Source organism: Streptomyces sp. DF42 (assembly GCF_058267695.1).
The window spans coordinates 5,072,603-5,094,850 of sequence record NZ_CM177859.1; the positions used below are offsets into that span (position 1 = coordinate 5,072,603).

The following is a 22,248-nucleotide window of genomic DNA, read 5'->3' on the forward strand; positions in this document are numbered from 1 at the left end:
TGTGTGCGGGGGGAGAGAGGGCCGTCGGCCGGCGTACGGGTCAGCCGCCGCCCGGTGCCAGGCACACCTCGTGCCCGAGACGGCGGTGCGCCGAGGCGACGGAGACCAGCGTGGCGTGGCGGTGCCAGCCGGGGTAGGACCGGCCGGCGAAGTCGTGCAGACCCAGTTCGGCCTCCGTGTCCCCGATCCGCGCGGCGGTGGCGGAGCCGATGACGGCGAGGGCCCGGGCGCGCCACGCGGGGGGCACGTTGGTCAGCCAGATCCGGTCCGGCCGTTGTCGTGAGGCGGTCCAGACACCGACCAGCAGGGCCGGCCGGGCCCCCGGCAGCAGCACCCGCGCGGTGCCGAGCCGGGGCCGCCCAGGGGTGAGGGGGCCGAGGGTGGTCGGCCGGGCGTGCCGCCGCAGCAGGTCGCCCGCCGGTTCCGGGGCCGCGCTGAGTGCCGCCGTGCCTGCCGCGTGGGGGGCGGCGGCCGGGGCGAGCGACAGGGGCAGGGCGTCGGGCACGGCCACGATCCAGTCCAGGCCGCGGGCCTGAAGGCCCTCGATCACGGACTCGGCGTCGATGTGGCCGTCGGTGTGGACCACCACCGGCGGCATCTCCGATGTGATCAGCGCCAGTTGGTCGGTGAGGGCGAGGCACAGCTCGGCCGCGGTGGCGTGGCCGGTGGCCTCGGGGATGCGGGCCTGGTGCCGCAGCGCTGCGTCCTCGGTCCAGCGCCGCGGCAGATACAGCCGCCAGTCCACGGAGAGGTCGCCGAGCTCGCCGGAGAGGAACGCGCCCACGGCGAGCTGGCAGTTGACGGTGCGTCCGAAGGCGGGCACGAAGCGCCGGTGGACGCCGGCGGACAGTTCGCCCCGCTTGGGGATGACCACGGGGGAGAGCGTCCAGGCGTGCGCGGCGGTGTGCTCGGCAACCCAGCGGGCGAGTTCGGCGCGGACCGGGCGCCACGGCCAGGCGCTGTCGTTGACGAACTGCTGCAGCGACTGGGGTGCCGTCGGGGACGGCGTCACCGAGGCCGCTATGCGCCGCAGCGTCTTCTTGCCCGGGGTGCTCAGCAGCCCCTTCAAGTAGACGCCGGCCCAGCGCCGTTGGTCGGCCCGCGGCAGATGGGCGAAGAGCCGCTGGGCCGAAGGGACCCGTTCGGTGGCCGGACGCATGGACGGACTCCTCTCTCCCGGTCAGGCGCAAATATACAGAACATTCTCTATGTTTCTAGCTCGTGTTCCGGGAGGGAGGTGGCGAGGAGGATGGTGCGGCGGTGCCTTCAGGGGGTCTGAGCTGCGACGGGAGTGGTGCACCGAGCGTTGAGAATTCCGCGCGGGGGCAGGGGGTGCGTCGACCGGGGCGACACGATGTGTGTGCGGAACGGCGCAGTCAGTAAGGCTACTTGGGCCGGAACGAGGCCCTCCGCCGGGCGTGCGGAACGGTCAGCCTCCGCCCGGACCGGAGTCGGTCGCGGGGGCGAGGAGGGTGCCCAGTGCCTTCAGTGCCTGGGTGAGGCTCTCCTCGGGTGCGTCGCCGGTGACCGGGCGCAGCGCGTCCGGGGTGGCGGCGGTGGCCTCGACGCCGAGCAGGATGTGGGAGAGCAGTGAGGTGGCCGCGAGCGGGGTCAGCCCGCTGTCCGGGCGCTGCTCGAACCAGGCCCGCTCCAGCGCCTCGCGCAGGCCGGGGGCCCAGGAGTCGTACCAGCCCTGGTCGGCGGCGTGTCCCTCGCGGGTGAGCCGGGCTGCGGCGCGGACGCTCTGCAGGGTGCGCAGCGCCGTGGCCAGCGCCAGTACCCCGTCGAGCACGCCCTGCAGTCCCGGTGCGGGCGCGGTGGCGTGCAGGATCTCGCGGGTGGCGGCGACGCCGGCCTCCTGGACGGCGTGCGCGAGGGCCGACTTGCTGGGGAAGTGGAAGGTCAGCGCGCCCATGGTGACCCCGGCCGTCCTGACGATCCCGTGCAGGGAGGTGCCGTCGTAGCCGCGCTCGGCGAATTCGGCGGCCGCGGCCTCGATGAGCCGCTGCCGGGTCTGCTCGGCCCTCTCCTGCCTCGCCACCAGTGGTCGCCCCTCTCCTTCCGTCCCCGTGTGCCGCGGCCGGTCCGCGACAGCCCCACCATAGGTCAAGAGTTTCCCAAGAGATCCGGGGAACGAGCAGCTCGGAACGTTCTTGGCAGGTTGGCTGGTAAGGGCTGTCCCATCCGGCTGACTGTCCGTGGGACGGCTGTTTGACTGGCCGTCATGATCGAACGGGCGTACGCAATGAATGGCCGGGTGGTCATGGTCACCGGCGCTTCGTCGGGCATCGGCGCGGCGGCGGCCCGGCTCTTCGCCGAGCACGGCGCGGCCGTCGTGCTCACGGCCCGTCGCGAGGAGCAACTCGCCTCGGTGGTTGAGGAGATCGAGGTGAAGGGCGGCCGGGCGATGTACGTGCCCGGGGACATACGCCATGGTGAGGACGTCGAACGGGTCGTGGAGACGGCCGTGGAGCGCTACGGCCGCCTGGACGCCGCGTTCAACAACGCCGGCCACGCCACCCTCGGCACCGACCTGCACGAGATGTCCGACGACGACTACGACACCGTCATGGACGTCAACGTCCGCGGCGTGTGGAACTGCATGCGCCATCAGATCCGCGCCATGCTCGGCACCGGCGGCGGCGCGATCGTCAACACCGCCAGCGTGGCCGGCCTCGTCGCCACGGGTGTGGGCGCGCCCTATGTGGCCGCCAAGCACGCGGTGATCGGCCTGACCAAGGCCGCGGCTGCCTCGTACGGGGACCGGGGCATCCGGGTCAACGCGCTGGCCGTGGGCAGCACGCTGACCGAGATGATGGAGTCGGTCGTCGAGCAGATGCCCGGCGTGGAGCAGGCGTTCTTCGCGCGTGCGGTCCAGAAGCGGTTCGCCGCCCCCGTCGAGGTGGCGCAGGCGGCACTGTGGCTGTGCAGTGGCGCGTCGTCCTTCGTGACCGGCGCGACCGTCCCGGTCGACGGCGGCACGCTGGCCGTCTGAGGTGTCGTACGGGATGTCGTACGGGATGTCGTACGACTGTCCGGGCGGGCCGACGGGCCGTCCGGGCCCGCTTCCGCGAGGCGCCCGGACGGCCCGGGGGTGAGCAGGTCCTAATGGGCCGCCGGTACCAGCTCCTCCGCTTCCGTCGGCCACAGCGTGCCGGCCGATGTCTCCTCGTCCAGGGTGCGCAGCAGCGCCTCGTCGATCTCGTCCAGCCCGTCCACGAGGTGGCGGGCCCCGGCCTGGCGCATCAGTTCGGCCTGGTGGCTGTGCTCGAAGCGGCTGGGGCGGCCGATGAACGGCGCTCCGAGGGCTCGCGCGGCCTCGGCGACCCGGGCCACGTCGTCGACGAAGAGCACCTGGCCGTGCTCCAGCCCGAAGTGCGCGGTGATCTCCCGCAGTCCGGGGCGCACGTCGTTGGTGCAGAGGTAGTGGGGAGGGGTGAACAGGTGGGTGTACGCCCCGAGATGCTCGTCGAAGTGGGACTTGGCCAGGCCGCCGTAGCAGACCACGTCCAGCCCGGCGGCGCGCAGCCGCCGCAGCAGCGCCCCGGCTCCCTCGGTGACCTCGACGGGGTGGTCGGCGAGGTAGGCGGCACGCTCCTCGAAGTAGGCGGCCAGGGCCTCCTCGCCGGTGAGCGCCTGCGGCACCGCCGCTGCCATGGCGCGGCCGGCGTCGGCCTGCCGCTGCGAGAAGACGCTGCGCTCGACGTCGGCCGAGTAGATGCCGCCGCGGCGGGTGACGAACCGGTGGATCAGCGGACTGAAGGTGTCATTGAGCAGGACGCCGTCGATGTTGACGGCGGCCAGTCTCAGCTTGTGCAGGCGGTCGGTCATGAGCGGGTTTCCTCCCCCTGATCGGGCGCGCTCGCGGACGTCCACAGGGACAGGGCGCGCTCCTCGGTGTTCTCGATCCCGTCGAGAGCCGGGCCGGTGGCGATGCCGGGCAGCAGCAGACGCCACATGCTCACCGTGCGACGGGGCAGGTCGGCGCGCCTGGAGACGACCTGGGCGTACTCCTGCATGCCGGTGCACGCGCCGACCACGAACTCGGCCAGCTCCTCGATGCGTACGTGCTCGCGCAACTCGCCCTGGGCGCGCGCCACTTCGAGGCAGTCCTCGAAGCTGCGGGCCCAGACCGTGTACGGCGTGGCGTCCTGCAGGCCGAAGGCGGCCTGCTCGCCGGTGAGCCGGACGCCGGCCCGCAGCAGCGGGTCGGCCTGGAGCGAGTACGACCAGATGAAGGTGATGTCCACCAGGCGCTGCAAGCCGGTGGTGGGTACGTGCGGCTCGATGGTGCCGCGCTGGGCGTTCATCACCTCCATCGCGAGGTTCTGCTTGTCCTTGAAGTGGAAATACAGCGCCCCCGCGGTCACGCCCGCACGCTGAAGGATCTTGTTGATCCCGGCGCCGGCGTAGCCGTACTCGTCGAAGACCTCCGCGGCCGCCTTCAAGAGCTGCTCTCGGGTCTGAATCGCGCGCTCCTGCTTCGGTGCGCGATGCGTCGTTGCTCGTGCCATGGCTGCATCCCGGTCTCGACAAGAAAAAGAACGTCCTCTATGTTACTGGCCGTGGCGCGCCTTCGCCACCGTGCGGGGGCAGCGCATGTCGACGCGGCACGACAGACGCGTACAACAGGGGGGTTCCACATGAACGAGTTGGCGACGACCGCCGTTTCGAAACCGGTCCGGGTCACGAAGGACCTCGTCCACAAGCACGATGCCGGGCAGGTGCTGCTCTCGGGCCTGCGGCGACTGGCGGAGGACGAGTTCCTGATCGCGGCGGACTGGACGGACACCGGCGAGCTGGGGGACGGCGCCGTTCTCCTCACGGAAACGATCCGGCAGACCTTTCCGCTGCTGGCGCACGCCGGTTACGACGTGCCGTTCGGGCACCGACTGCTCTGGAGCGAGTACCGGTACGCGCTGAACCTGACGACGCTGCGCGAGAACGGCATCGGCGGCCGGCCCGATCTGCACATACGCTGCTACGACGTGGTCCGCCGCCGCGACCGGGTCACGGCCCTGTCCCTGCACATCACCGTGGAGCGCGACGGCGAGCAACTGGCCACCGCCCACACCCGGTTCACCATCCAGCCGCCCGCCGTCTACGGCCGGCTGCGCGGCTCCCGGGGCGACGCCCACCGCATGCTCGAACTGGCCCGCAGCCGTCCGCTGCCGCCCCCCGTCTCCGGCGCCGGCGAGGAGTTCCGGGACGTGGTGCTCTCGCCCACCGACGCCACCGACCGCTGGCAGCTGCGGATCGACACCCACCACCCGATGTACTTCGACCACCCCAGCGACCACGCGCCGGGCATCCTCCTGCTGGAGGCGGCCAAACAGGCCGTGCGCACCCTGCGCCACCCCCGGGTCGGTGTCGCCGAGGCGATGGAGACCGTCTTCCACCGCTACGTCGAACTCGACTCCCCTTGCTGGGTGAACGCCCAGCTGCTGCCCGACGACCAACTCGGCCGGGCACGCTTCCTGGTGACGATGCACCAGGACGACAAGCTGTGCTTCACCGCGCTGGTGTCGGTCGCCACGGGGCAGACCGGCTGACGTCCACCGCCCGGCCGACGCCCGGCAGCGTGCCTCCCCCCACCCCGGCGACATGGGCGCCGAGCACCAGGTCGTCGCCAACGGCGACGGGATGGCCCACCGAGCGCAGGAGGCCGAGGTCGGAGGCGTGATCGGCATAGGCGGCGGCGCGCGACGGGGGCACCGCGCGCCGCTGCATCAGCGTGCACGCCAGCCGGCCCTTCTCGACGCCGATGACAGGGCGTTCCACCAGGCCCGTGCAGTACCCGTCGGCGTACTCCGGCTCGCTGCACAGGATCTCGTCGGCGCCGAGCAGCTCCGCGACCGGCTCAAGACACGGCCGGAACGAGCCCGACACCAGCACGATCAGCGCCCCCTGCTCCCGGTGTCGGCGCAGGGCGGACACCACCGGCGGGTGCAGCAGAGCGCCGCCGGCGAGTTCCGTGTCGAACCAGGCACGGCCGTGCGCGAACAGCTCCTGCCGTGGGCGGTCCGCGTACAGGCGGTAGTACTCGCGGTTGGTGACCAGCCGTGAGACACCCGCCGCCGACCTGCGGCGCAGGGCGCCCGCCGCCTCCTCGTAGACGGACGGCGGCAGACCGCGCTCGCGGTAGTGGAACTCCAGGAAACGGAACATGCTCTTGACGGTGATCAACGTCTCGTCGACATCGAAGAAGGCGATCTCGACGGGCGCGTCGAGGACATCTGACATGGCACAGGTCCTTCCGTGCGGGTGAGTGGGAGAAGCCGGGCGGCGGCCCCCGGGGGGAGGAGGGGCCGCCGCCCGGCGGTATCAGACGGACGCGGGGACCGGTGCGCCGGCGCGGCCGGTCAGATAGGTGCGGGTGCCCTTGCCGGGCGTCTTGCGGCCCAGATGTCCCGCGGCCACCAGCTGCTTCAGCAGCGAGGCCGACTCCGGTGCCCGGCAGCGCGGGTCGGCCTGCAGCCGGCGCTGCACCTCCAGGGCCACATCCGTGCCGACCGTGTCGAGCAGCCGTACCGGACCGAGCGGCTGGCCGCCCACGGCCCGCGCGGTCGCGTCCAGCGCGGCGGTCGTCGTCTCGTCCGCGTCCAGCAGCTCCAGCGCCTGGTTCAGATACGGGAAGAGCAACGCGTTGACGATGAAACCGGCCCGGTCGCCGCACCGCACGGTTCGTTTGCCGAGCCGTTCGGCCACCGCGCGGGCGCGGGCCAGAGAGTGCTCGCTGGTGCCCTCCGCCGGGACCAGCTCCAGCAGGCGCATCACCGCAGCCGGGTTGAAGAAGTGCAGGCCCAGCACGTCCGCGGGGCGGTCCGCGGGCTCGGTGCAGGCGGCGACAGGCAGGCTGGAGGTGGACGTGGCCAGCAGGGTGCGCGGCGCGCAGACCGCCCCCAGCTCGGCGAACAGTCGTCGCTTGACCTCCAGGTCCTCCACCACGGCCTCGACGACGATGTCCGTGGCGGCCAGCACCGAGCGGTCCGCGGTCGCGGTGAAGCCGGCCCGCCCTCCTTCCTCCTCCGCGCCCGCGCCCAGCGCGAACTCCACGCGCTCCGCGGCCGTTTGCGCCTTTTCCTCGGTCCGGGCCAGCAGAGTGGTGTCGAAGCCGCCGCGCACAAAGCACTCCGCGATGCCGGTGGCCATGGTCCCGGAGCCCACGACCACCACCCGGCGGCCGGGCGGGGCGGTCGGCTCCGCCGGGCGGCGCGGCCCCTCCTCCGGGCCGTAGCGGTGGAAGCCGCGTCCCGTCTTGCGGCCGAGCGCGCCCCGGGCGATCAGCTCGTCGAGCACCGGGGCCGGTGCCGCGTGCCCGTCGGCCGTCTCGGCGAGCCGGGAGAGCAGGTCGCGTGCGGTGTCCAGGCCTATCGCGTCCAGCACCGCCAGCGGGCCCTCCTTCCAGCCGGCGCCGAGCCGTACCGCGGTGTCGACGTCCTCGGCGTCGGCGTACCCGTCGTGGACCATCCACGCCGCCCGGTTGAGCAGGCCGAGCAGCAGGCCGGGGGCGAGCGAGCCGGGCCGGTCGACGACCTGGTGCGCCGTGATCCCGGCCGCCGTCAGGACCCGTTCCACCCGCTCGGCCGCGGCGTCCCCGGCGCCGGGAGCGCGGGCGACCTCCACGGCGTCCAGGTGGTCCGCGCGCAGGAAGCGCAGCGCGAACAGGTCCGGCCCCGCGGCCTCCTCAAGGCCGGGGAGGGGCGTGGTCAGCGCGGTGGTGAGCACCGGGGTGCCCGGCCTGAGCCGTTGGCGCACCTTGGCCAGCACCAGCCGCTTCAGCGCCGCCGGTTCCGGTACGGCCTCGATGACCACGTCGGCCTCGGTGAGCCCCGCCGGGAAGCGGGACACCGTGCGGGGGCGCTCGGACGGGCTCAGTTCCTGGGCGCGGACCAGGGCCGCCGGGTCGTCGTCGACGCCGATGACGGTGAGCCCCGCGCCGGCCAGTCGGCGCACCAGGGCCAGTCCAGTGCCGCCCAGACCGACGACGGCCACGGTGTACGGGGACGGCGTGGGGGCGCCGCCTGGCTGATCGGGCATGGTGTGCTCCTGTTCGTGGAGAGGGTTCGGGGGGCTGGGCGGGGTGGTCGGTGAGGTGCCGTGGGTGGGGGCCGGCGGGGTTCGGTGTCGCTCGCCCGCGCCGACGGGGGGCCGCTTTCAGTGGGACTGGCACGATGGCCGGCAGTTACGGCGGCGGCGACGCGCAACTGAGGTCGGTCGGGCCCACCCAGGGGCGCGGGGCCGTGCCGATGTGCGGCTCCGCCGCGATGGGGGAGCGACCGGCCACGATGGCGCCGCGGTCGGCCGACCACCGTCGCGGCACATCCCGCGGAGCACCTAGTAGCGGCTGCCGGTGGCGGCGGGTGCGGCGTCCAGTTCCCGCAAGTCGGCGGCGGTCAGGCCCAGTTCGGCCGCGGTCAGGTTGTCCTTCAGGTAGTGGGGCTGCTTGGTGCCGGGGATGGGAAGGACATGCTCACCCTGCGCGAGGGTCCAGGCGATGGCGACCTGCGCGGCGGTGGCGCCGTGCCGGGCGGCGACCTTCTCCACCGCGTGCGCGATGCGCAGGTTGGCGGTGAACGCCGCGCCCGTGAAACGGGGGTTGCCGGCCCGGAAGTCGCCGGCCTCGAAGTCCTCGGGCCGGGTGTAGCGGCCGGTGAGGAAACCCCGGCCCAGCGGTGCGAACGGCACGAAGGCGGCGCCGTGGGCGGCGCACCACCCGGAGATCCCGGTCTCGGGGTCGAGTGGTTCCCGGGTCCACAGGGACAGTTCGGACTGCACCGCCGCCACCGGATGGACGCGGTGGGCGGCGTCGGCCTGCTCCCGGGTCACCTCCGACAGCCCGAGGTGGCGCACCTTGCCCGCGCGCACCAGCTCGGCCAGCGCGCCCCAGGACTCCTCCAGCGGTACGGCGGGGTCGACCCGGTGCAGGTAGTACAGGTCGATGACGTCGACGCCGAGCCGTCCGAGGGAGGCGTCGGCCGAGCGCCGAATGTGCTCGGGGGAGCCGTCGCGGCTCAGGGTGCGGGTGGCGAGGTCGTCCACGACGATGCCGGTCTTGGTCGCCACCACGGCGTCGTCACGGCGGCCGGCGATGGCACGGCCGACGAGGGTCTCGTTGTGGCCTGAGCCGTAGGCGTCGGCCGTGTCCAGCAGGACCGGCCCGGCGTCCAGGGCCTGCCGGATCACCGCGACCGAGACCGCGTCGTCGCGCCGGGACTCGGCATAGCCCCAGCTCATTCCCATGCACCCGAGGCCGACGGGGTGGACGGCGAGGCCGGTCGGGCCGAGGACACGCGTGGTCACGTGAAGTTCCTTCCTGTCAAAGGGGGTTGGGGGGCCGGGGTGCGGACACCCCGGCCCCGTCAGGCCGCGGCGGTGAGGACCAGGGCGGCGTTGTGCCCGCCGAACCCCAGCGACGTACTGGCGGCGACGCTCATCCGCCGGTGCCGCGCCGAGCCGGTGACCACGTCGATGTCGACGTCGATCGCCGGGTCCAGTGACGTGACGTTGGCGGTGGGCGGCATGGCCCCGTGGTACAGCGCCAACGCGGTGTACGCCGCCTCGACGGCACCAGCCGCGGCGAGGGTGTGGCCGGTGACGCCCTTGGTGGAGGTGATCGCCGCGCGGTCCCCGAGCACCGAGTACAGGGCACGGGCCTCCGTGAGGTCGTTCATCGGAGTGGAGGTGCCGTGCGCGTTGACGTGCTCCACTTCGTCGGGGAGCACTCCGGCGTCGTCCAGGGCGGCCCGCAGCGCTCGTGCCAGGCCCTCGCCCTGCGGATGCGGGGCGGTGGCGTGGTGCGCGTCGGACGTGGCACTGAAGCCGGCGATGTCCGCGTAGCGCCGGGCACCGCGGGCGGTGGCGTCCGCGCACCGTTCCAGCACGAGGATCGCCGAGCCCTCGCCGGCCACGAAGCCGTCCCGGTCCGCAGCGAACGGGCGGGACGCCGCGGCCGGTTCGTCCGTACGGCCCGACAGCGCGCCCATCCGGGACAGCCCGTTGAGCGTACCGGGGCTGATCGCCGACTCGGTCCCGCCGGCCAGGACCACGTCGCACAGTCCCGACAGCAGCCATTCCCGGGCCGTGCCGATCGCGGACGCCCCCGACGCGCACGCGGTCGCCGTGACCAGGCTGGGGCCGTGGATGCGCAGGTCCATCGCGACGTATCCGGCGACCATGTTGACCATGCTCATGGGGATCATCAGCGCCGACACGTCCTCGGGGGTGCCCTCGGAGTAGGTGCGCAGCTGCTTCTCCAGGGTGGCCGCGCCGCCCAGCGAGTTGCCGATGACCACACCCACCCGGGTGCAGTCCCAGGAGCCGGTGTCCAGGCCGGAGTCGGCGACCGCCTGCCGGGCGCCGACCACGGCGAGCTGGGTGAAGCGGTCCAGCTTCCAGGCGGTGCGCCGGCCCAGCTCGGCGGTGGGATCGAAGCCGGGGACCCGGCAGGAGATGTCGACCTTCTCGCCCTTCAGCTCGGGGTCGGTGGCCGCGGCGGAGACACCGGACAGCACGCGCCGCCAGTTCTCCTCCACCCCGAGGCCGGCCGGGGTGACCAGGCCCATACCGGTGACCGCGACACCGCGGCCCCGGGCCACGCCGCTCACGCCTGATCCCCCTTCGCGCGGATCACGGCGACGGCCTCGTCGAGGGTGAAGGAGGACTTCAGCTCGCCCTCCTGCAGGACGATGCCCATCTCCTTGCGCAGGATCAGACTCAGCTCCACGAGGATCAGGGAGTCGATCTCCAGCTCGTCGAAGGTGGCGCCGGAGATCAGCTCCGTCTCGTCGAGGCCGAACTTCTCGCTGATCAGGGCGGAGACACGGTGCTTGAGGGATTCCTGGATCTGGATGACGGGAGTGCTCATGGTGCTGTCCTCTCGTTGTTCTTTCTCGGGGTTATCGGTGAGTTCGGTCGGTTCCAGGGCCGGCCAGACCAGCGCGGCCGAGCCCCAGGTGAGGCCGCCGCCGAAGCCGGTGAGGAGCACGCGGTGGCCGGGCTGCAGGTCGCCGTCGGCGGCGGCGTCGCGCAGAGCGAGCGGGATCGAGGCGGCGACGGTGTTGCCGACCCGGTCCAGGTTGGCCACGATCTGCTTCTCCTCCAGGCCGAGTTGATCGCCGACGGCGTTGAGAATGCGGATGTTGGCCTGGTGCGCCACGACCTTGTCCACTTCGGCGGGAGTCCAGCCGATCCGGTCGAGGAGGGTCTGCGAGGACTGGCTCATGTTCAGCACGGCCTGGGTGAACACGGGTCGGCCGTCCATGGTGAAGAAGTGGTCCCCGGCGCCCGGGGGTTCGGGCGCGGAGCGCTGCCGGGAGCCTCCGGCGCGCACGGTGATCAGGTCGCCGCCCGAGCCGTCGCTGCCCAGGTCGAAGCCGAGCAGCGCGCCCGGCTCGTCCGCCTCGCCCGCCCGCAGGACCACGGCTCCGGCTCCGTCGCCGAAGATGGCCCGGGTGGTGCGGTCGGCCGGATCGAGGATGGTGGAGAAGGTGTCCGCGCCGATCACCAGGGCCCGTTCGGCGATCCCCGCGGTGATCATGGAGGACGCGGCGGCCAGCGCGTAGACGAACCCGGTGCACACGGCGGACACGTCGAAGGCGGGCACCGTCCCGAGCCCGAGCCGGTGGGCGACGTCCGGCGCGGTGGCCGGGCACGGCCGGTCCGGCGTACTGGTGGCCAGTACCACCAGGTCCACGTCGCTGCGACGGGCCGAGGCCAGCGCATCCTGTCCGGCCGCCACCGCGAGGTCGGAGGTGGCCTCGCCCGGGGCGACGACATGACGCCGGCCGATCCCGGTCCGGGTACGGATCCACCGGTCGGAAGTGTCCAGCTGCTCCGCCAACTCCTCATTGGACACGGCCCTTTCCGGCAGCGCGGCACCCAGACCGCACAGGACAGCGGCGCGGCTCATGAGGCCAGCTCCTCGGCCTCGTCGGACGTGCGGGCCGAGGGCACTGCCAGGGCCGTCAGCCGGATGTCCGGGGTGTCCGGGACCTCCGGGACCTCCGGGACCTGCACGGTGCCTCCCGTCCGGAAGCTGCTCCCCGCCCTGCGCAGTGCGGTGCGGACGGCCGCCGGCTCAGGGGCGACGATCGCCGCCACATGTCCGTCGGGGCGGACCACGAGGGCCCTCGCGGTGGTGCCGAGCAGCGGGGTGAAGCCCGGCCAGGCGGAGATGTCACGTACCGGTACACCGTCGGGTGCGGTCCGCGACACGGACTCGCGGGTGGCCAGCCAGGTGGAGTCCTGACGTTCGCCGGCCCAGAGCAGCAGCGTGAGCCGCGCCGGGTCGATCGAGGGCCATCGTTCGGCCCCCGGCTGGGGGTCGTCATGCGCGGCGAACACGGGCAGCCGGTCGCCGACACGGATCCTGCGGGTCAGCCCGGGCAGCGTGTCGCGCAGGGACTCGGCAGGCCGGTAGCTGACGTCGTGCTGCGCCATCAGCGGGGCGCCGAACCGCTGCAGTACCCCGGTCCGGTGGGCCAGCCGCACGGTGGCGTCGCGCAGGGCGAGCTCGTGGCGCCGCTTGAACAGCCCCCAGCTGGTCTGCTTGGCGGTGGTCAGCACGATGCGTTCCGCGGCCAGGTGGCGGTCGCTGTCGTAGGTGTCGAGGATGCCCGGTTCGAAGGCGCCCCTGACCACGCCGGCCAGCTTCCAGGCGAGGTTGACCGCGTCCTGGATGCCGGTGTTCATGCCCTGCGCGCCGGCCGCGCTGAACACATGGGCGGCGTCGCCGGCAAGGAAGACCCGGCCCGCGCGCATGGTCTCGGCCACCCGGCGCCGCGCCCGGAAGATGGTGGACCAGTCGAGCTCGCCGACGATGGCGGGCCGCGGGGAACGCTCGTCGACGAACCGCTGGAACAGCTCCGGCGGCGGCCCCTGCTCCTCGCGCCAGTCCGGCACGCTGATGGCGAGCCGGTACACCCCGCCGCCGAAGGGGGCTATTCCCAGAGCGCCGGAGCGGGAGTAGCAGTACACCAGCGCGTGCTGGTCCAGGTCGCCGGCCACGGGACCGTCACCGATCGCGAACAGCACGTCGTTGCCGGCGCCGAGGAGCTCGATCCCGGCGAGGCGGCGCACCGCGCTGTGCGCGCCGTCCGCGCCGATCACCCAGTCCGCCTCGATGTGCTCGGCGCGCCCGTCGGCCCGCTGCACCTGAGCGACCGGCCGGGGCCCCGAGGTGTCGAGCCCGGTGAGGGAGCCGAACTCGATCTCGCCGCCGTACGCGGCCAGCCGGGTGCGGATCACCTCCTCGGTGGTGTCCTGCGGGACGACCACGCCGAAGGGGTACGGGGTGTCGGTGAGCCGGCTCATCTCGACGGCGCCGAGGTAGCGCTTGTCGGAGTAGTACTGCACCGAGTCCAGCCGGTTGCCCAGTTCGACCAGCGGCTCGGAGGCGCCGATACGGCCGAGGAGTTCCAGGCTGCGCGGCCAGACGACGCTGGCCCGGGAGTGCTGGACGGGGCCGGCGGCCGAGTGGTCGATCAGCCGGACCGGAACACCCTGCGCGAGCAGTTCGGTGGCGAGCACCAGTCCCACGGGGCCGGCGCCCACGACGAGGACGGGGCGCCGCTCACCGGGGCCCTCGCGCTGAGGGAACGTCATGACAGTGCCTTTCGGAGAAGTCGGAACAGGGTGGGAAATCCCGGGTGGTTCAGGTCCGTTGCACCACGACCGCGCTCCACGTGAACCCGGCGCCCGCGCTCAGCACCGCGGCGCAGCCGCCGCGTTCGAGGCGGTGCGGGCCGGCGTCCGCGGCCAGGGCCGCCAGGTTGGACAGCAGGTCACCGGCGCCGAGATGGCCGGTGTTCTCGCCCAGGTCGGACAGGGGCGCGTCGGTGACCTCGGCGACGGCGGGGCCGTACACCTCCCGTGCGGTGGCCCGGCCGAGCCGTGGCAGCAGTACGGTGCTCAGCCGCCGCCCCTCGGTGCCGATGCCTGCCTCGGTCAGCGCGGCGGCCAGGACGGCCGTCGTCTCCCGGCGCAGCCGGTCGAGGAAGCGCGGCCTGCCGTGCTCTGCGAGGAACGCCTTCTTGGTCCGGCGCACGTCCACGGCCGCGCTGCGGGTGTGCGGTGCCGGATGGAAGGCGCCGGTGTCACGGTGGGCGCTCTCCAGCTCCGGTGCCGCCCGGGTGTGCAGGGCGTGCAGCGCCAGCGCGCCCTGGGGGTGGGACCCGGTGCCGACGACGGCCGCGGTGGCGCCGTCGCCGTACCAGACGCCGTAGTCACCGCCCCACCGGTCGAAGCCCGGCGGTGCGAAGCGGTCGGCGGTGGTCACCAGGACCGGGCCGTCGCCGGGCCGTGCGGCGAGCTGGTGCACCGCGGTGCGCAGGGCCGCCGCCGCGCCGTTGCACATCTGCTGGACGCCGGTCGGGATCGCGTCCAGGGCGCCGATGCCGGCGGCCACGTAGTGCGCGGGCGACCAGAAGTCGTGACCCTGGTGGTACGTCCAGGCGTGCAGGACGGCGGCGAGGTCGTCGGCGGGGACACCGGCCCGGGACAGGGCGTCCCGGGCGGCACGCACCGCCATCTCGGGGGCGGACAGGTCGGGGGAGACGGGCAGTTGCCCGTAGCCCATCGCGTCCGCCTCGTCGGTGGTCACCCGGCCGGCGGCCAGTGCGTCCGCCGTCTTCTCGGTGGTGGGCGGCAGCCACTCGGCGGGCGCGAGCCAGATGCCGTCGGGGGTCATATGCACTCCTCGCCGTCGAGCAGCGGGACGCCCGTCGACGCCGTGGTGGTGTGCATCTGACCGGAGGCGATGATGTCGCCGTCCTGCTCGAAGTCGATGTGGAAGGTTCTGAGGTCCGGCAGCATCAGGCTGAGGTTGTCCTCGTGCGCGTACGGCTCGGTCTTGCGGATGTGCACCGTCGTGGGGGCGTCCAGCTCGGCGTAGCGGGTGAAGGAGAACTCGAAGCCGGCCACCGTGCTGCGGCTGACCGAGGCGCCCCACAGGTCGGACACGCCGAGCAGGCACAGCTGGCGGGCGGCCTCCATGAGCACCATGCCGGGCACGTGGTCCTGACCGTGGTCGAACATGCTGCGGTTCTCCAGCGGGACCCGTACGGTCGCGGAGGCGTTGTCGCTGCCCACGGTGGCGGAGCTGAGGACGACGTTCGCCGGGTCGCTGCGGCCGACCAGGTGCGGGGCGACGTACGCGGTCTGGCGGGGCAGGTCCTTGAACGGCACCAGCGGCCGGCCACGGCCCTGCAGGCGGACCGTGTCGTAGACCTCGGCGGGGATGTAGCCGACGTCCATGTGCACGAAGCCGAGGCAGCGCTGGGCGAGCTTCATGTCGATGCCGAAGGACAGCCGGCGCACATCGCCGGGGGTGCCGCGGCGGTTGCTGGTGCGCACTGAGATCCGCAGCTCGCCGGGCTGCTCCTGCTGCGGGAGGGTCAGCAGCCCCGGCAGCTCCATCGACCAGGACCGCAGCAGGAACTTGCTCTTGCGCGAGACCCCGGCGTACTCGTGGCCGCCGTAGGTCTCGGCCTGCCTGCAGCACTCCAGCAGCAGCATCGGGTCCGGGCTGCCGAGCCGCGAGGTGCTCTCGGTGTAGTAGGCGTGCAGCGGGGGCAGTTGGGCGGCGGCGAGATACTCCTCCTCGCCGGTCTGGCGGGCGTCGGTGAGGAACACCTCGGAAAGCGCCCAGCGGTGCAGCAGAGAACGGTCCACGGTGCGCATGAATTCGAGGTTCGCGGCACCCGGCAGGCAGGTCTTCTTTTCGTTGGAGGTCATGGGATCCAATTCCCTTTTCTCTCGCGTGATTTCATTTTCGGGGGAGGTGGCAAAGCGCTCACTAAAAGCGAACTCAAGGGGCTGTTCGCTGGACCACCCAGGCGAGCGGACTGCTGTAGCCGTTGCCGGCCCGGTCCCAGCTCGCGCGGGGTGCCGAGGGCTCGGCGGCAGCGTCCTCGGCGGCGTCGGCGCGAGCCCGAAGCACGGTCAACACGGCCACCAGTGCGCCCAGTTCGTCGGGCGTGGGGTCGCCGCGCACCACACGGAAGGCGGCCTCGCTCAACACGTCGGCGTTCACAGCGGGGTGATCCCGTGCTTGCGCTGCGGCAGCGCCCGGTGCTTGGTCCGCAGCACGGCCAGCGAGCGGGCGAGCACCGCGCGGGTCTCTCCCGGTTCGACGACGTCGTCGACCAGACCGCGTTCGGCCGCGTAGTACGGGTGCATCAGCTCGGCCTTGTACTCCTTGACCATCTGCTCCCGCATCGCCGCGGGGTCGTCGGCGTCGGCGATCTGCCGTCGGAAGACGACGTTGGCGGCCCCTTCGGCACCCATCACCGCCACCTCGTTGGTGGGCCAGGCGAAGGACAGGTCCGCGCCGACCGAGCGGGAGTCCATGACGATGTAGGCGCCGCCGTACGCCTTGCGCAGGATCAGCTGGATGCGGGGGACGGTGGCGTTGCAGTACGCGTACAGCAGCTTCGCGCCGTGCCGGATGATCCCGTTGTGCTCCTGGTCCACGCCCGGCAGGAAGCCGGGCACGTCCAGCATGGTGACCAGCGGGATGTTGAAGGCGTCGCACAGGGACACGAACCGGGCGGCCTTCTCGCTGGCCCTGATGTCCAGCACCCCGGCGCTGACGAGGGGCTGGTTGGCGATGATGCCGACCACGTGCCCGTCGATCCGGGCGAGGGCGCACACGACGTTGCCGGCCCAGGTGGGGTGCGTCTCGAAGTACTCGCCGTGGTCGACGATCTCCTCGATGACCTCCCGTACGTCGTAGCCGCGCGTGGGGTCGGCCGGGACGAGGTCGGCGAGCCGGTCGGTGCGCCGGTCCGCCGGGTCGTCGCCGGGCAGCGCGGGCGGGGCCTGCCGGTTGTTGGAGGGCAGGTAGGACAGCAGATACCGCACGTCCTCCAGACAGCTCGCCTCGTCGTCGTAGGCGAACGCGGCCACCCCGGACACCGACGCGTGCACATCGGCGCCGCCCAGTTCGTCCATGCTCACCTGCTCGCCGGTGACCGCCCGTACGACGTCCGGGCCGGTGATGAACATCTGGGACACGCCCCGGACCATGAAGGTGAAGTCGGTCAGCGCCGGCGAGTAGGCAGCGCCGCCCGCGCACGGGCCGAGGATCACGCTGATCTGCGGGATGACGCCCGAGGCCCGGGCGTTGCGGCTGAAGATGCCGCCGTATCCGGCGAGCGCGGTCACCCCTTCCTGGATGCGGGCGCCGGCGCCGTCGCAGAGGCTCACCAGCGGGGCGCCGGACGCCTCCGCCAGATCCATCAGCTTATGGATCTTCGCCGCGTGGGACTCGCCGAGCGCGCCGCCGAAAATGCGGAAGTCGTGCGCGTAGACGAAGACCTGGCGGCCCTCGACAGTGCCCCAGCCGGTGATGACTCCGTCGGTGTGCGGCCTCTTGTGCTCCAGGCCGAAACCGGTCGCGCGGTGCCGGCGCAGCGGCTCCAGCTCGGTGAACGACCCCTCGTCCAGAAGGAGTTCGATGCGCTCGCGGGCGGTGAGCTTGCCGCGTGCGTGCTGCGCCTCGGTGGCCCGCTGTCCGGGGCCCGCGTGCACCCCGGCGCGCAGCCGCCGCAGCTCCTCCACCCGCACATGCATGCTGTCGGGCCGCTCGGGCTCCGACTCGGCAGGCGGCACCGGGCTGTCCGCCAGGGGTTTCTCGATCACGGTGGTCATGCCTTGTCCTCCCATCCGGACGCCCTCTGGACCGAGGTCGCCCGGAAGAAGGGTTCGGGGCCCCGGACAATGCCTGACTCAAGCCGTGAAAAAGCCGCCGACTTCTTTTCCGGGCCTTGAGTGAAAGACAGGCCGTGGCGTGAGGGAAACGCGGTCCGGAACTTGAGCGGCCCCCTCGGACGATGTTTTCCGACCGTCGTCGGAATCTCGAGAGGGCAGATCATGGTTGCGCACGTTCACGGGTCCACCGCCGAGCCGCGGTACGCCGTCCTGTTCCCCGGTCAGGGGGTGCAGCGCCCCGGCATGGGCGAGCCGTGGCGGGATACGCCGTCCTGGGAGCTCGTCGACTCCGTCTCCCGGGCCTCCGGCTTCGAAGTCGCCGAGCTGCTGCTGACGGCGGACCAGGAGACCCTGTCCCGCACCGACCACGCCCAGATCTCGGTGTTCACCGCCTCCCTGCTGGCCTGGTCGGAGTTCCACCGGCACGATCCGTCCGCACAGGTGGTGGCCGTCGCCGGGCACAGCCTCGGCGAGTACTCGGCGCTGGTGGCCGCCGGGGTGCTGTCGGTGACCGACGGCGCCTGGCTGGTGGGCGAGCGGGGCAGGGCCATGGCCGAGGCGGCCCGGCAGCGGCCCGGAGCCATGGCCGCCGTGATGGGCGGCGACCCGCGGCAGGTCACGGCCCTGGTGGAGGAGGCACGCCGGGACGGCGGCGAGCTGTGGGTGGCCAACCACAACAGCCCCCAGCAGACGGTGATCGCCGGCAGTCGTACGGCCGTGGAGGCCACCGCCGACCGAGCGGCCGGGGCCGGCCTTCGCTACAGCGTCCTGCCGGTCACCGCCGCCTGCCACAGCCCCTTCATGGAGCCCGCAAGCGCGCCCCTGCGCCGGGCCCTGGAACTGACGGGCTTCGCGACCGGGGCGGTCCCCGTGGTGGCCAACGTCGACGCCCACGCCCACCACGGCGGCGGCCACTGGCGCGACCTGTGCACCCGCCAGCTGGTCAGCCCGGTGCGCTGGGCGGACACCCTCCACGTCCTGCACGAGGAGCTCGGTGCCACCGCGTTCCTGGACATCGGCCCCGGCGCGACCCTCGCCGGCCTGGCCCGGCGCAACCTGCCGGAGGTTCCCTCCCACCGCTCCAAGGCCCCCTTCCCGCAGAAGGCCTGACCCGGCGACAAGTCTGTCCGTGTCCGCTACCGCGCACTGGACCTCGACCTCGCCGACGCGGTGAACGTGGCGCTTGCCGCCGACTACGGCACGGACGCGATTCTCACCCTCGGCCGACGGCGTTCCGGGTACTCCCCGACGACCTCCCGCTCTGACGCAGGACCCTCGGCGGTCAAAGGCCCGCTCCCACAAGGGGCTTGTGCACCGCGCACGAGCAAGCACGTTCAGGGCGGGTGTCGGCCATCGCCCGGGAACAGCGGGCTGAGCCGGACTTGGACGGTGCTCACTCCGCTCGCCGTACATGTTCACGTGCCACTCCTTCATTCCTCGTCGTGCCTGTGCGTCCGCGTGGAGGTCGTGGACAGGACGAGCGTGGTCGGTGGTGGCAGTGAGGCGGGTGGTGGGGAACGGGGGCCGCGTCAGACTCTCGTCAGCAGTCGGCCGCTCCGGTGTTACGGATGTCTTACGCGTTCCGCGCAGGGCCACGGCGGAGCCGGTGCGGCCTCCTACGGTGACGGGATGCGATCCTTGCCCGCTCTGCGTACCACGGCGCTGGTGACGGCGGCCCCCCTGCTGCTGGCTGTTGCCGGTCTGGTCCATCCCCGGCATCTGACGGCGGCGACGGCGGGCGACTGGGCCGGGCTGCACGTCGTTCTGCTGCCGGTGTTCCCGTTCCTGGCGCTCGGTCTGGTGGTCCCGTTGTGGGGCAGGCCGCGCCGCGACGCCGACGGGGCCCTGACGCTGCTCGCCTGGGCCGGATGCCTCGTCTACGCGGCGTACTACTCCGGACTCGACGCCGTCGCGGGGATCTCGGCGGGCACGGTGGTCCACCACGGAGTGCACGGGGCGGCCGGGTGGCTGTTCGCGACCGGCGACGAACTGGGCCGGGCGGGGGTCTACGCCCTGGCCGCAGCCGGTCTCGCGACGTGCGCGGTGCTGTACCGGCGGCACGGGGTCCGGGTGCTGCCGGGTGCCGTCGTGCTGTTCGCCGCCTGCTGGTCGTTCGTCGACAGCCACATTTTCTGGCCGCGGGGCGTGCTCACCATGCTCGGCTTCGCCCTGGCCTTCGCGCTGCTCACGGCGGCGACCTTCCGCAGGGGAGAGGACACGGCGGGGACCGGAGACGGCAGGGCACGGCCCTGAAGGCATACGAACCGCTGACGTACCCGCGCCGAACGGCCCGCGGCCGCGAGCACGGCCGTACGGCTTCGAGGACGGGGATGAAGTCCTTTCCGGTGTGCCCGAACCGGCAGCGCTCGGACTGACGGGCTCAGCTGAGGAGACGTCACCGGTCGAGATCCACCTCCTCCGTCTCGGGCACGCCGATGTCCGAGAAGATGGCCCATGACTGTCGCCTCATCAGTTCGGCGGCGGCGCCGTCGGTCCTGTTATGGGCGCCGGCGCGGTCGGCTCATGATGCGGTGGGTGACTCCTGCGGCCGCGCCCCGGGTGTGCCGCGTCGTGCCGCCGCGGTCTAGGCTGTCTCATCGCCGCGTCGGCGGCCCGAGGCCGGCGAGCCCTTCTGTGACGACTGACGCGCCCCTCGGAGCCGAAGAGGGCCGCCAGCAAAGCTGACGGCCCTCAACTAGCGATCGAGGCCGGTTACCGCAGGCTCCACTTCTGGCTGGAGCCGCCCCAGCAGCTCCATAGTTGAAGCTTCGTGGCGTTCGCGGTACCGAGACCAGCGGCCTCCAGACACAACCCTGACAGGGCATTGGTGATCGTGCCGTCGGCGTTGATGTTCCACTGCTGGTTCGCACCCCCTGTGCAGTCCCAGATGGCGGCGGGAGTGCCGTTGCTGGTGCCCCAGTTGTACGCTTCCAGGCACTTGTTGCCGTACACCCTCAGCTGCTTGCCGGACGTGTAGGTCCACCGCTGGTTGGAGTTGCCGGCGCAGTCCCACAGGTTCAGCTGGGTACCGTTGTTCGTGGTCGCGCCGGGCACGTCCATGCACCGGCCGGACCCGGTGCCCACGACCTCCTGGCCGGCCTCCGCGTAGCCGGCGGCGGTGATGTTGGCCTGGACCGCGTTCTCGGTGGCGTCCGACGGGTAACCGGAGGTCATCACGCCTTCGTAGAAGGTACCGGCGCCCCAGATGCTGTTGTCGCCGCCGATGCCGAGGACGATGGCGCCCTCCTTGTGCATCGGGTTGTAGCCCGTGTCGCTGGGGCGCGGTCCGCTGTAACCGGTCAGCAGGCTGCCCGACTGCGCGTCGCCCGCCCGGATGGCCCAGAGGTTGGCCGTGCCCTTGACGATGGCCGTGGTGAAGCGGTGGTTCACGCTCGGGTCGTTCGCGTTGAGACCCCTGTTGACTCCGGAGAACACACCCTCCTCGAGGTCGGCCATGACCCAGGGGCCGTTGCCCGCGCCCGAGCCCCACTGGTTGCCGTTCCCGAAGTAGAGGGCTTCCATGTGGCCGTTGCCGGTGGAGGCGTTGCCCGGCTCGGCGTTGCCGTAGTCGAAGCAGCAGCCGGGGCTGTAGTGCGTGCCGTCGAGGACGGCGTATATCCCCTCCGGCTGGTCTCCGGTCGCGATGCCGTTGGTGTTGTTGTTGCGGTAGCCGGTGCCGGAAGCGATGAAGACACCGTAGGCCTTGCTGCCGTTGAGCGTGACCGGCGCGGCGGTCGCGTCGGCGAGGTTGTCCGGGCCTGGCGCCGCGAGGCCGCCGGGCGCCTGGGTGAGGTGGTTACCCCGACCGGACTGGTCGTAGATGACGGTGATGACGCAGCTCGTGCCGGCGCAGAACGAGTCCTGTGCGGCGGCGTTCGCGACGCCTCCGGCGCTCAGTACGCCGATGTCGCGGGTGGTGTTGTCCGACGACCGTCTGACTTGGTACAGCGGGCCGTTGTAGGAGGCGTACAGGGCACGGGTGGTGCTGTGGGCCGCGACGCAGGGTGTGCTGCCCGCGAGGTAGATGTCGCAGGGCCCTTGCGTGGCGGCGTGCGAGGCGCCGGTGGAGGCGACCAGGCCGGCGAAGGCGAGGGCCACCGTTGACAAGGAGGCGACCAGCCTTCTTCGCAGTCGGCGGGAAGTGCGGAACGCAGGCATCATGAACTCCCTTGTTCATGGGTGTGGATCACCAGGCGCGCCCGGCCGAGTCGGCGGTGGGTCTGTCGGGGCGCGGGTGGATATGGACAGCAGCCGGACTCCTCGTGGGAGCCGCGCGAATTGTTAACGCTCACAACGTTGCCGCGGCTGTCACGTGACCTGACGTTCCGCTTGCGCCATCACTATCAATTAACGCCGGATTCCGGTCAAGACCTTCTCAGCCTCTGCTTTGTGAGCGTGCACATGGCGATGTATCAGCGCTCCGACGACGACCGGCGGCAGGAAGTTGGTGCCGGACTCGACGCGACGTACGCAGGGCACGCCAGGAAGCTGCGGTCGTGCCGGAATCAGCAACACCCCGACCCCGGCGATCATCGT

The 22,248-nt window shown here is 72.2% G+C and carries 19 protein-coding genes and 2 pseudogenes; 5 read left to right on the plus strand and 16 right to left on the minus strand.

All coding sequences use genetic code 11. The annotated features are described in order from the left end of the window. Positions 1–40: 40 nt before the first annotated feature. The gene (locus tag ACYUED_RS23160; RefSeq protein WP_491284579.1) at positions 41–1,159 is read right to left on the minus strand and encodes an IS701 family transposase; all 1,119 of its coding nucleotides are present in this window, start codon (positions 1,157–1,159) and stop codon (positions 41–43) included. Positions 1,160–1,429: 270 nt separating this feature from the next. Beyond that, on the minus strand, positions 1,430–2,041 hold the full coding sequence (locus ACYUED_RS23165; RefSeq protein WP_491284582.1) for a TetR family transcriptional regulator: 612 nt from the start codon (positions 2,039–2,041) through the stop codon (positions 1,430–1,432). A 183-nt stretch (positions 2,042–2,224) separates the two neighbouring features. Between ACYUED_RS23165 and ACYUED_RS23170 the strand changes: the two genes are divergently transcribed. After that, positions 2,225–2,995: an SDR family NAD(P)-dependent oxidoreductase gene (locus tag ACYUED_RS23170; RefSeq protein ID WP_491284583.1), complete on the plus strand. Its 771-nt coding sequence runs from the start codon at positions 2,225–2,227 to the stop codon at positions 2,993–2,995. Positions 2,996–3,105: 110 nt separating this feature from the next. On the opposite strand, the gene ACYUED_RS23175 is transcribed toward ACYUED_RS23170, so the two are convergent. Continuing rightward, positions 3,106–3,831 carry an HAD family phosphatase gene (locus ACYUED_RS23175; RefSeq protein ID WP_491284587.1) on the minus strand — a complete coding sequence of 242 codons (726 nt, stop codon included), beginning with the start codon at positions 3,829–3,831 and terminating at the stop codon, positions 3,106–3,108. After that, positions 3,828–4,514: a ScbR family autoregulator-binding transcription factor gene (locus tag ACYUED_RS23180; protein WP_491284592.1), complete on the minus strand. Its 687-nt coding sequence runs from the start codon at positions 4,512–4,514 to the stop codon at positions 3,828–3,830. The genes ACYUED_RS23175 and ACYUED_RS23180 overlap by 4 nt, the downstream gene beginning before the upstream one ends. Positions 4,515–4,643: 129 nt before the next feature. On the opposite strand from ACYUED_RS23180, the gene ACYUED_RS23185 reads away from it, so the two are divergent. Beyond that, positions 4,644–5,552 carry a ScbA/BarX family gamma-butyrolactone biosynthesis protein gene (locus tag ACYUED_RS23185; RefSeq protein ID WP_491284595.1) on the plus strand — a complete coding sequence of 303 codons (909 nt, stop codon included), beginning with the start codon at positions 4,644–4,646 and terminating at the stop codon, positions 5,550–5,552. Here the strand turns inward: ACYUED_RS23185 and ACYUED_RS23190 are convergent. From ACYUED_RS23190 to ACYUED_RS23240, 11 genes and pseudogenes are all read right to left on the minus strand, one after another. Beyond that, a complete protein-coding gene (locus tag ACYUED_RS23190) occupies positions 5,512–6,243 on the minus strand; it encodes an HAD family hydrolase (protein ID WP_491284597.1) in 732 nt (243 codons plus the stop codon). The genes ACYUED_RS23185 and ACYUED_RS23190 overlap by 41 nt on opposite strands. An 81-nt stretch (positions 6,244–6,324) precedes the next feature. Beyond that, positions 6,325–8,040, minus strand: a complete 1,716-nt coding sequence (locus tag ACYUED_RS23195; RefSeq protein WP_491284599.1) for a 3-hydroxyacyl-CoA dehydrogenase family protein — start codon at positions 8,038–8,040, stop codon at positions 6,325–6,327. Between the two features lie 297 nt (positions 8,041–8,337). After that, positions 8,338–9,303 carry an aldo/keto reductase gene (locus ACYUED_RS23200; protein ID WP_491284601.1) on the minus strand — a complete coding sequence of 322 codons (966 nt, stop codon included), beginning with the start codon at positions 9,301–9,303 and terminating at the stop codon, positions 8,338–8,340. 59 nt (positions 9,304–9,362) lie between these two features. Next, positions 9,363–10,598 carry a beta-ketoacyl-[acyl-carrier-protein] synthase family protein gene (locus ACYUED_RS23205; RefSeq protein WP_491294386.1) on the minus strand — a complete coding sequence of 412 codons (1,236 nt, stop codon included), beginning with the start codon at positions 10,596–10,598 and terminating at the stop codon, positions 9,363–9,365. A gap of 5 nt (positions 10,599–10,603) precedes the next feature. Next, positions 10,604–10,867 carry an acyl carrier protein gene (locus ACYUED_RS23210; RefSeq protein ID WP_491294388.1) on the minus strand — a complete coding sequence of 88 codons (264 nt, stop codon included), beginning with the start codon at positions 10,865–10,867 and terminating at the stop codon, positions 10,604–10,606. 48 nt (positions 10,868–10,915) lie between these two features. Further along, positions 10,916–11,911 (minus strand): annotated as a pseudogene (locus tag ACYUED_RS23215) (beta-ketoacyl-ACP synthase III); the annotation flags it as partial. After that, positions 11,908–13,605, minus strand: coding sequence for an FAD-dependent monooxygenase (locus ACYUED_RS23220; protein WP_491284603.1), 1,698 nt, complete (start codon positions 13,603–13,605; stop codon positions 11,908–11,910). The pseudogene ACYUED_RS23215 and the gene ACYUED_RS23220, both read right to left, overlap by 4 nt. Positions 13,606–13,654: 49 nt before the next feature. Continuing rightward, positions 13,655–14,689, minus strand: coding sequence for a ketoacyl-ACP synthase III family protein (locus ACYUED_RS23225; protein WP_491284605.1), 1,035 nt, complete (start codon positions 14,687–14,689; stop codon positions 13,655–13,657). Beyond that, positions 14,686–15,735: an AfsA-related hotdog domain-containing protein gene (locus ACYUED_RS23230; protein WP_491284607.1), complete on the minus strand. Its 1,050-nt coding sequence runs from the start codon at positions 15,733–15,735 to the stop codon at positions 14,686–14,688. The genes ACYUED_RS23225 and ACYUED_RS23230 overlap by 4 nt, the downstream gene beginning before the upstream one ends. A gap of 73 nt (positions 15,736–15,808) precedes the next feature. Continuing rightward, complete coding sequence (locus ACYUED_RS23235) at positions 15,809–16,033, minus strand: acyl-CoA carboxylase subunit epsilon (RefSeq protein WP_491284609.1); 225 nt, start codon at positions 16,031–16,033, stop codon at positions 15,809–15,811. Continuing rightward, a complete protein-coding gene (locus ACYUED_RS23240) occupies positions 16,030–17,574 on the minus strand; it encodes an acyl-CoA carboxylase subunit beta (RefSeq protein WP_491294390.1) in 1,545 nt (514 codons plus the stop codon). Before ACYUED_RS23240 ends, ACYUED_RS23235 begins: the two co-directional genes overlap by 4 nt. A 300-nt stretch (positions 17,575–17,874) precedes the next feature. Between ACYUED_RS23240 and ACYUED_RS23245 the strand changes: the two genes are divergently transcribed. From ACYUED_RS23245 to ACYUED_RS23255, 3 genes and pseudogenes are all read left to right on the plus strand, one after another. Then, positions 17,875–18,822: an ACP S-malonyltransferase gene (locus ACYUED_RS23245; protein WP_491284611.1), complete on the plus strand. Its 948-nt coding sequence runs from the start codon at positions 17,875–17,877 to the stop codon at positions 18,820–18,822. A gap of 9 nt (positions 18,823–18,831) precedes the next feature. Next, positions 18,832–18,977 (plus strand): annotated as a pseudogene (locus ACYUED_RS23250) (VapC toxin family PIN domain ribonuclease); the annotation flags it as partial. A gap of 364 nt (positions 18,978–19,341) precedes the next feature. Beyond that, positions 19,342–19,965, plus strand: a complete 624-nt coding sequence (locus ACYUED_RS23255) for a hypothetical protein (protein ID WP_491284613.1) — start codon at positions 19,342–19,344, stop codon at positions 19,963–19,965. A gap of 459 nt (positions 19,966–20,424) precedes the next feature. On the opposite strand, the gene ACYUED_RS23260 is transcribed toward ACYUED_RS23255, so the two are convergent. Beyond that, positions 20,425–21,870 (minus strand): arabinofuranosidase catalytic domain-containing protein, encoded by a 1,446-nt coding sequence (locus ACYUED_RS23260; RefSeq protein WP_491294391.1) that lies wholly within the window; start codon positions 21,868–21,870, stop codon positions 20,425–20,427. Positions 21,871–22,248 lie beyond the last annotated feature (378 nt).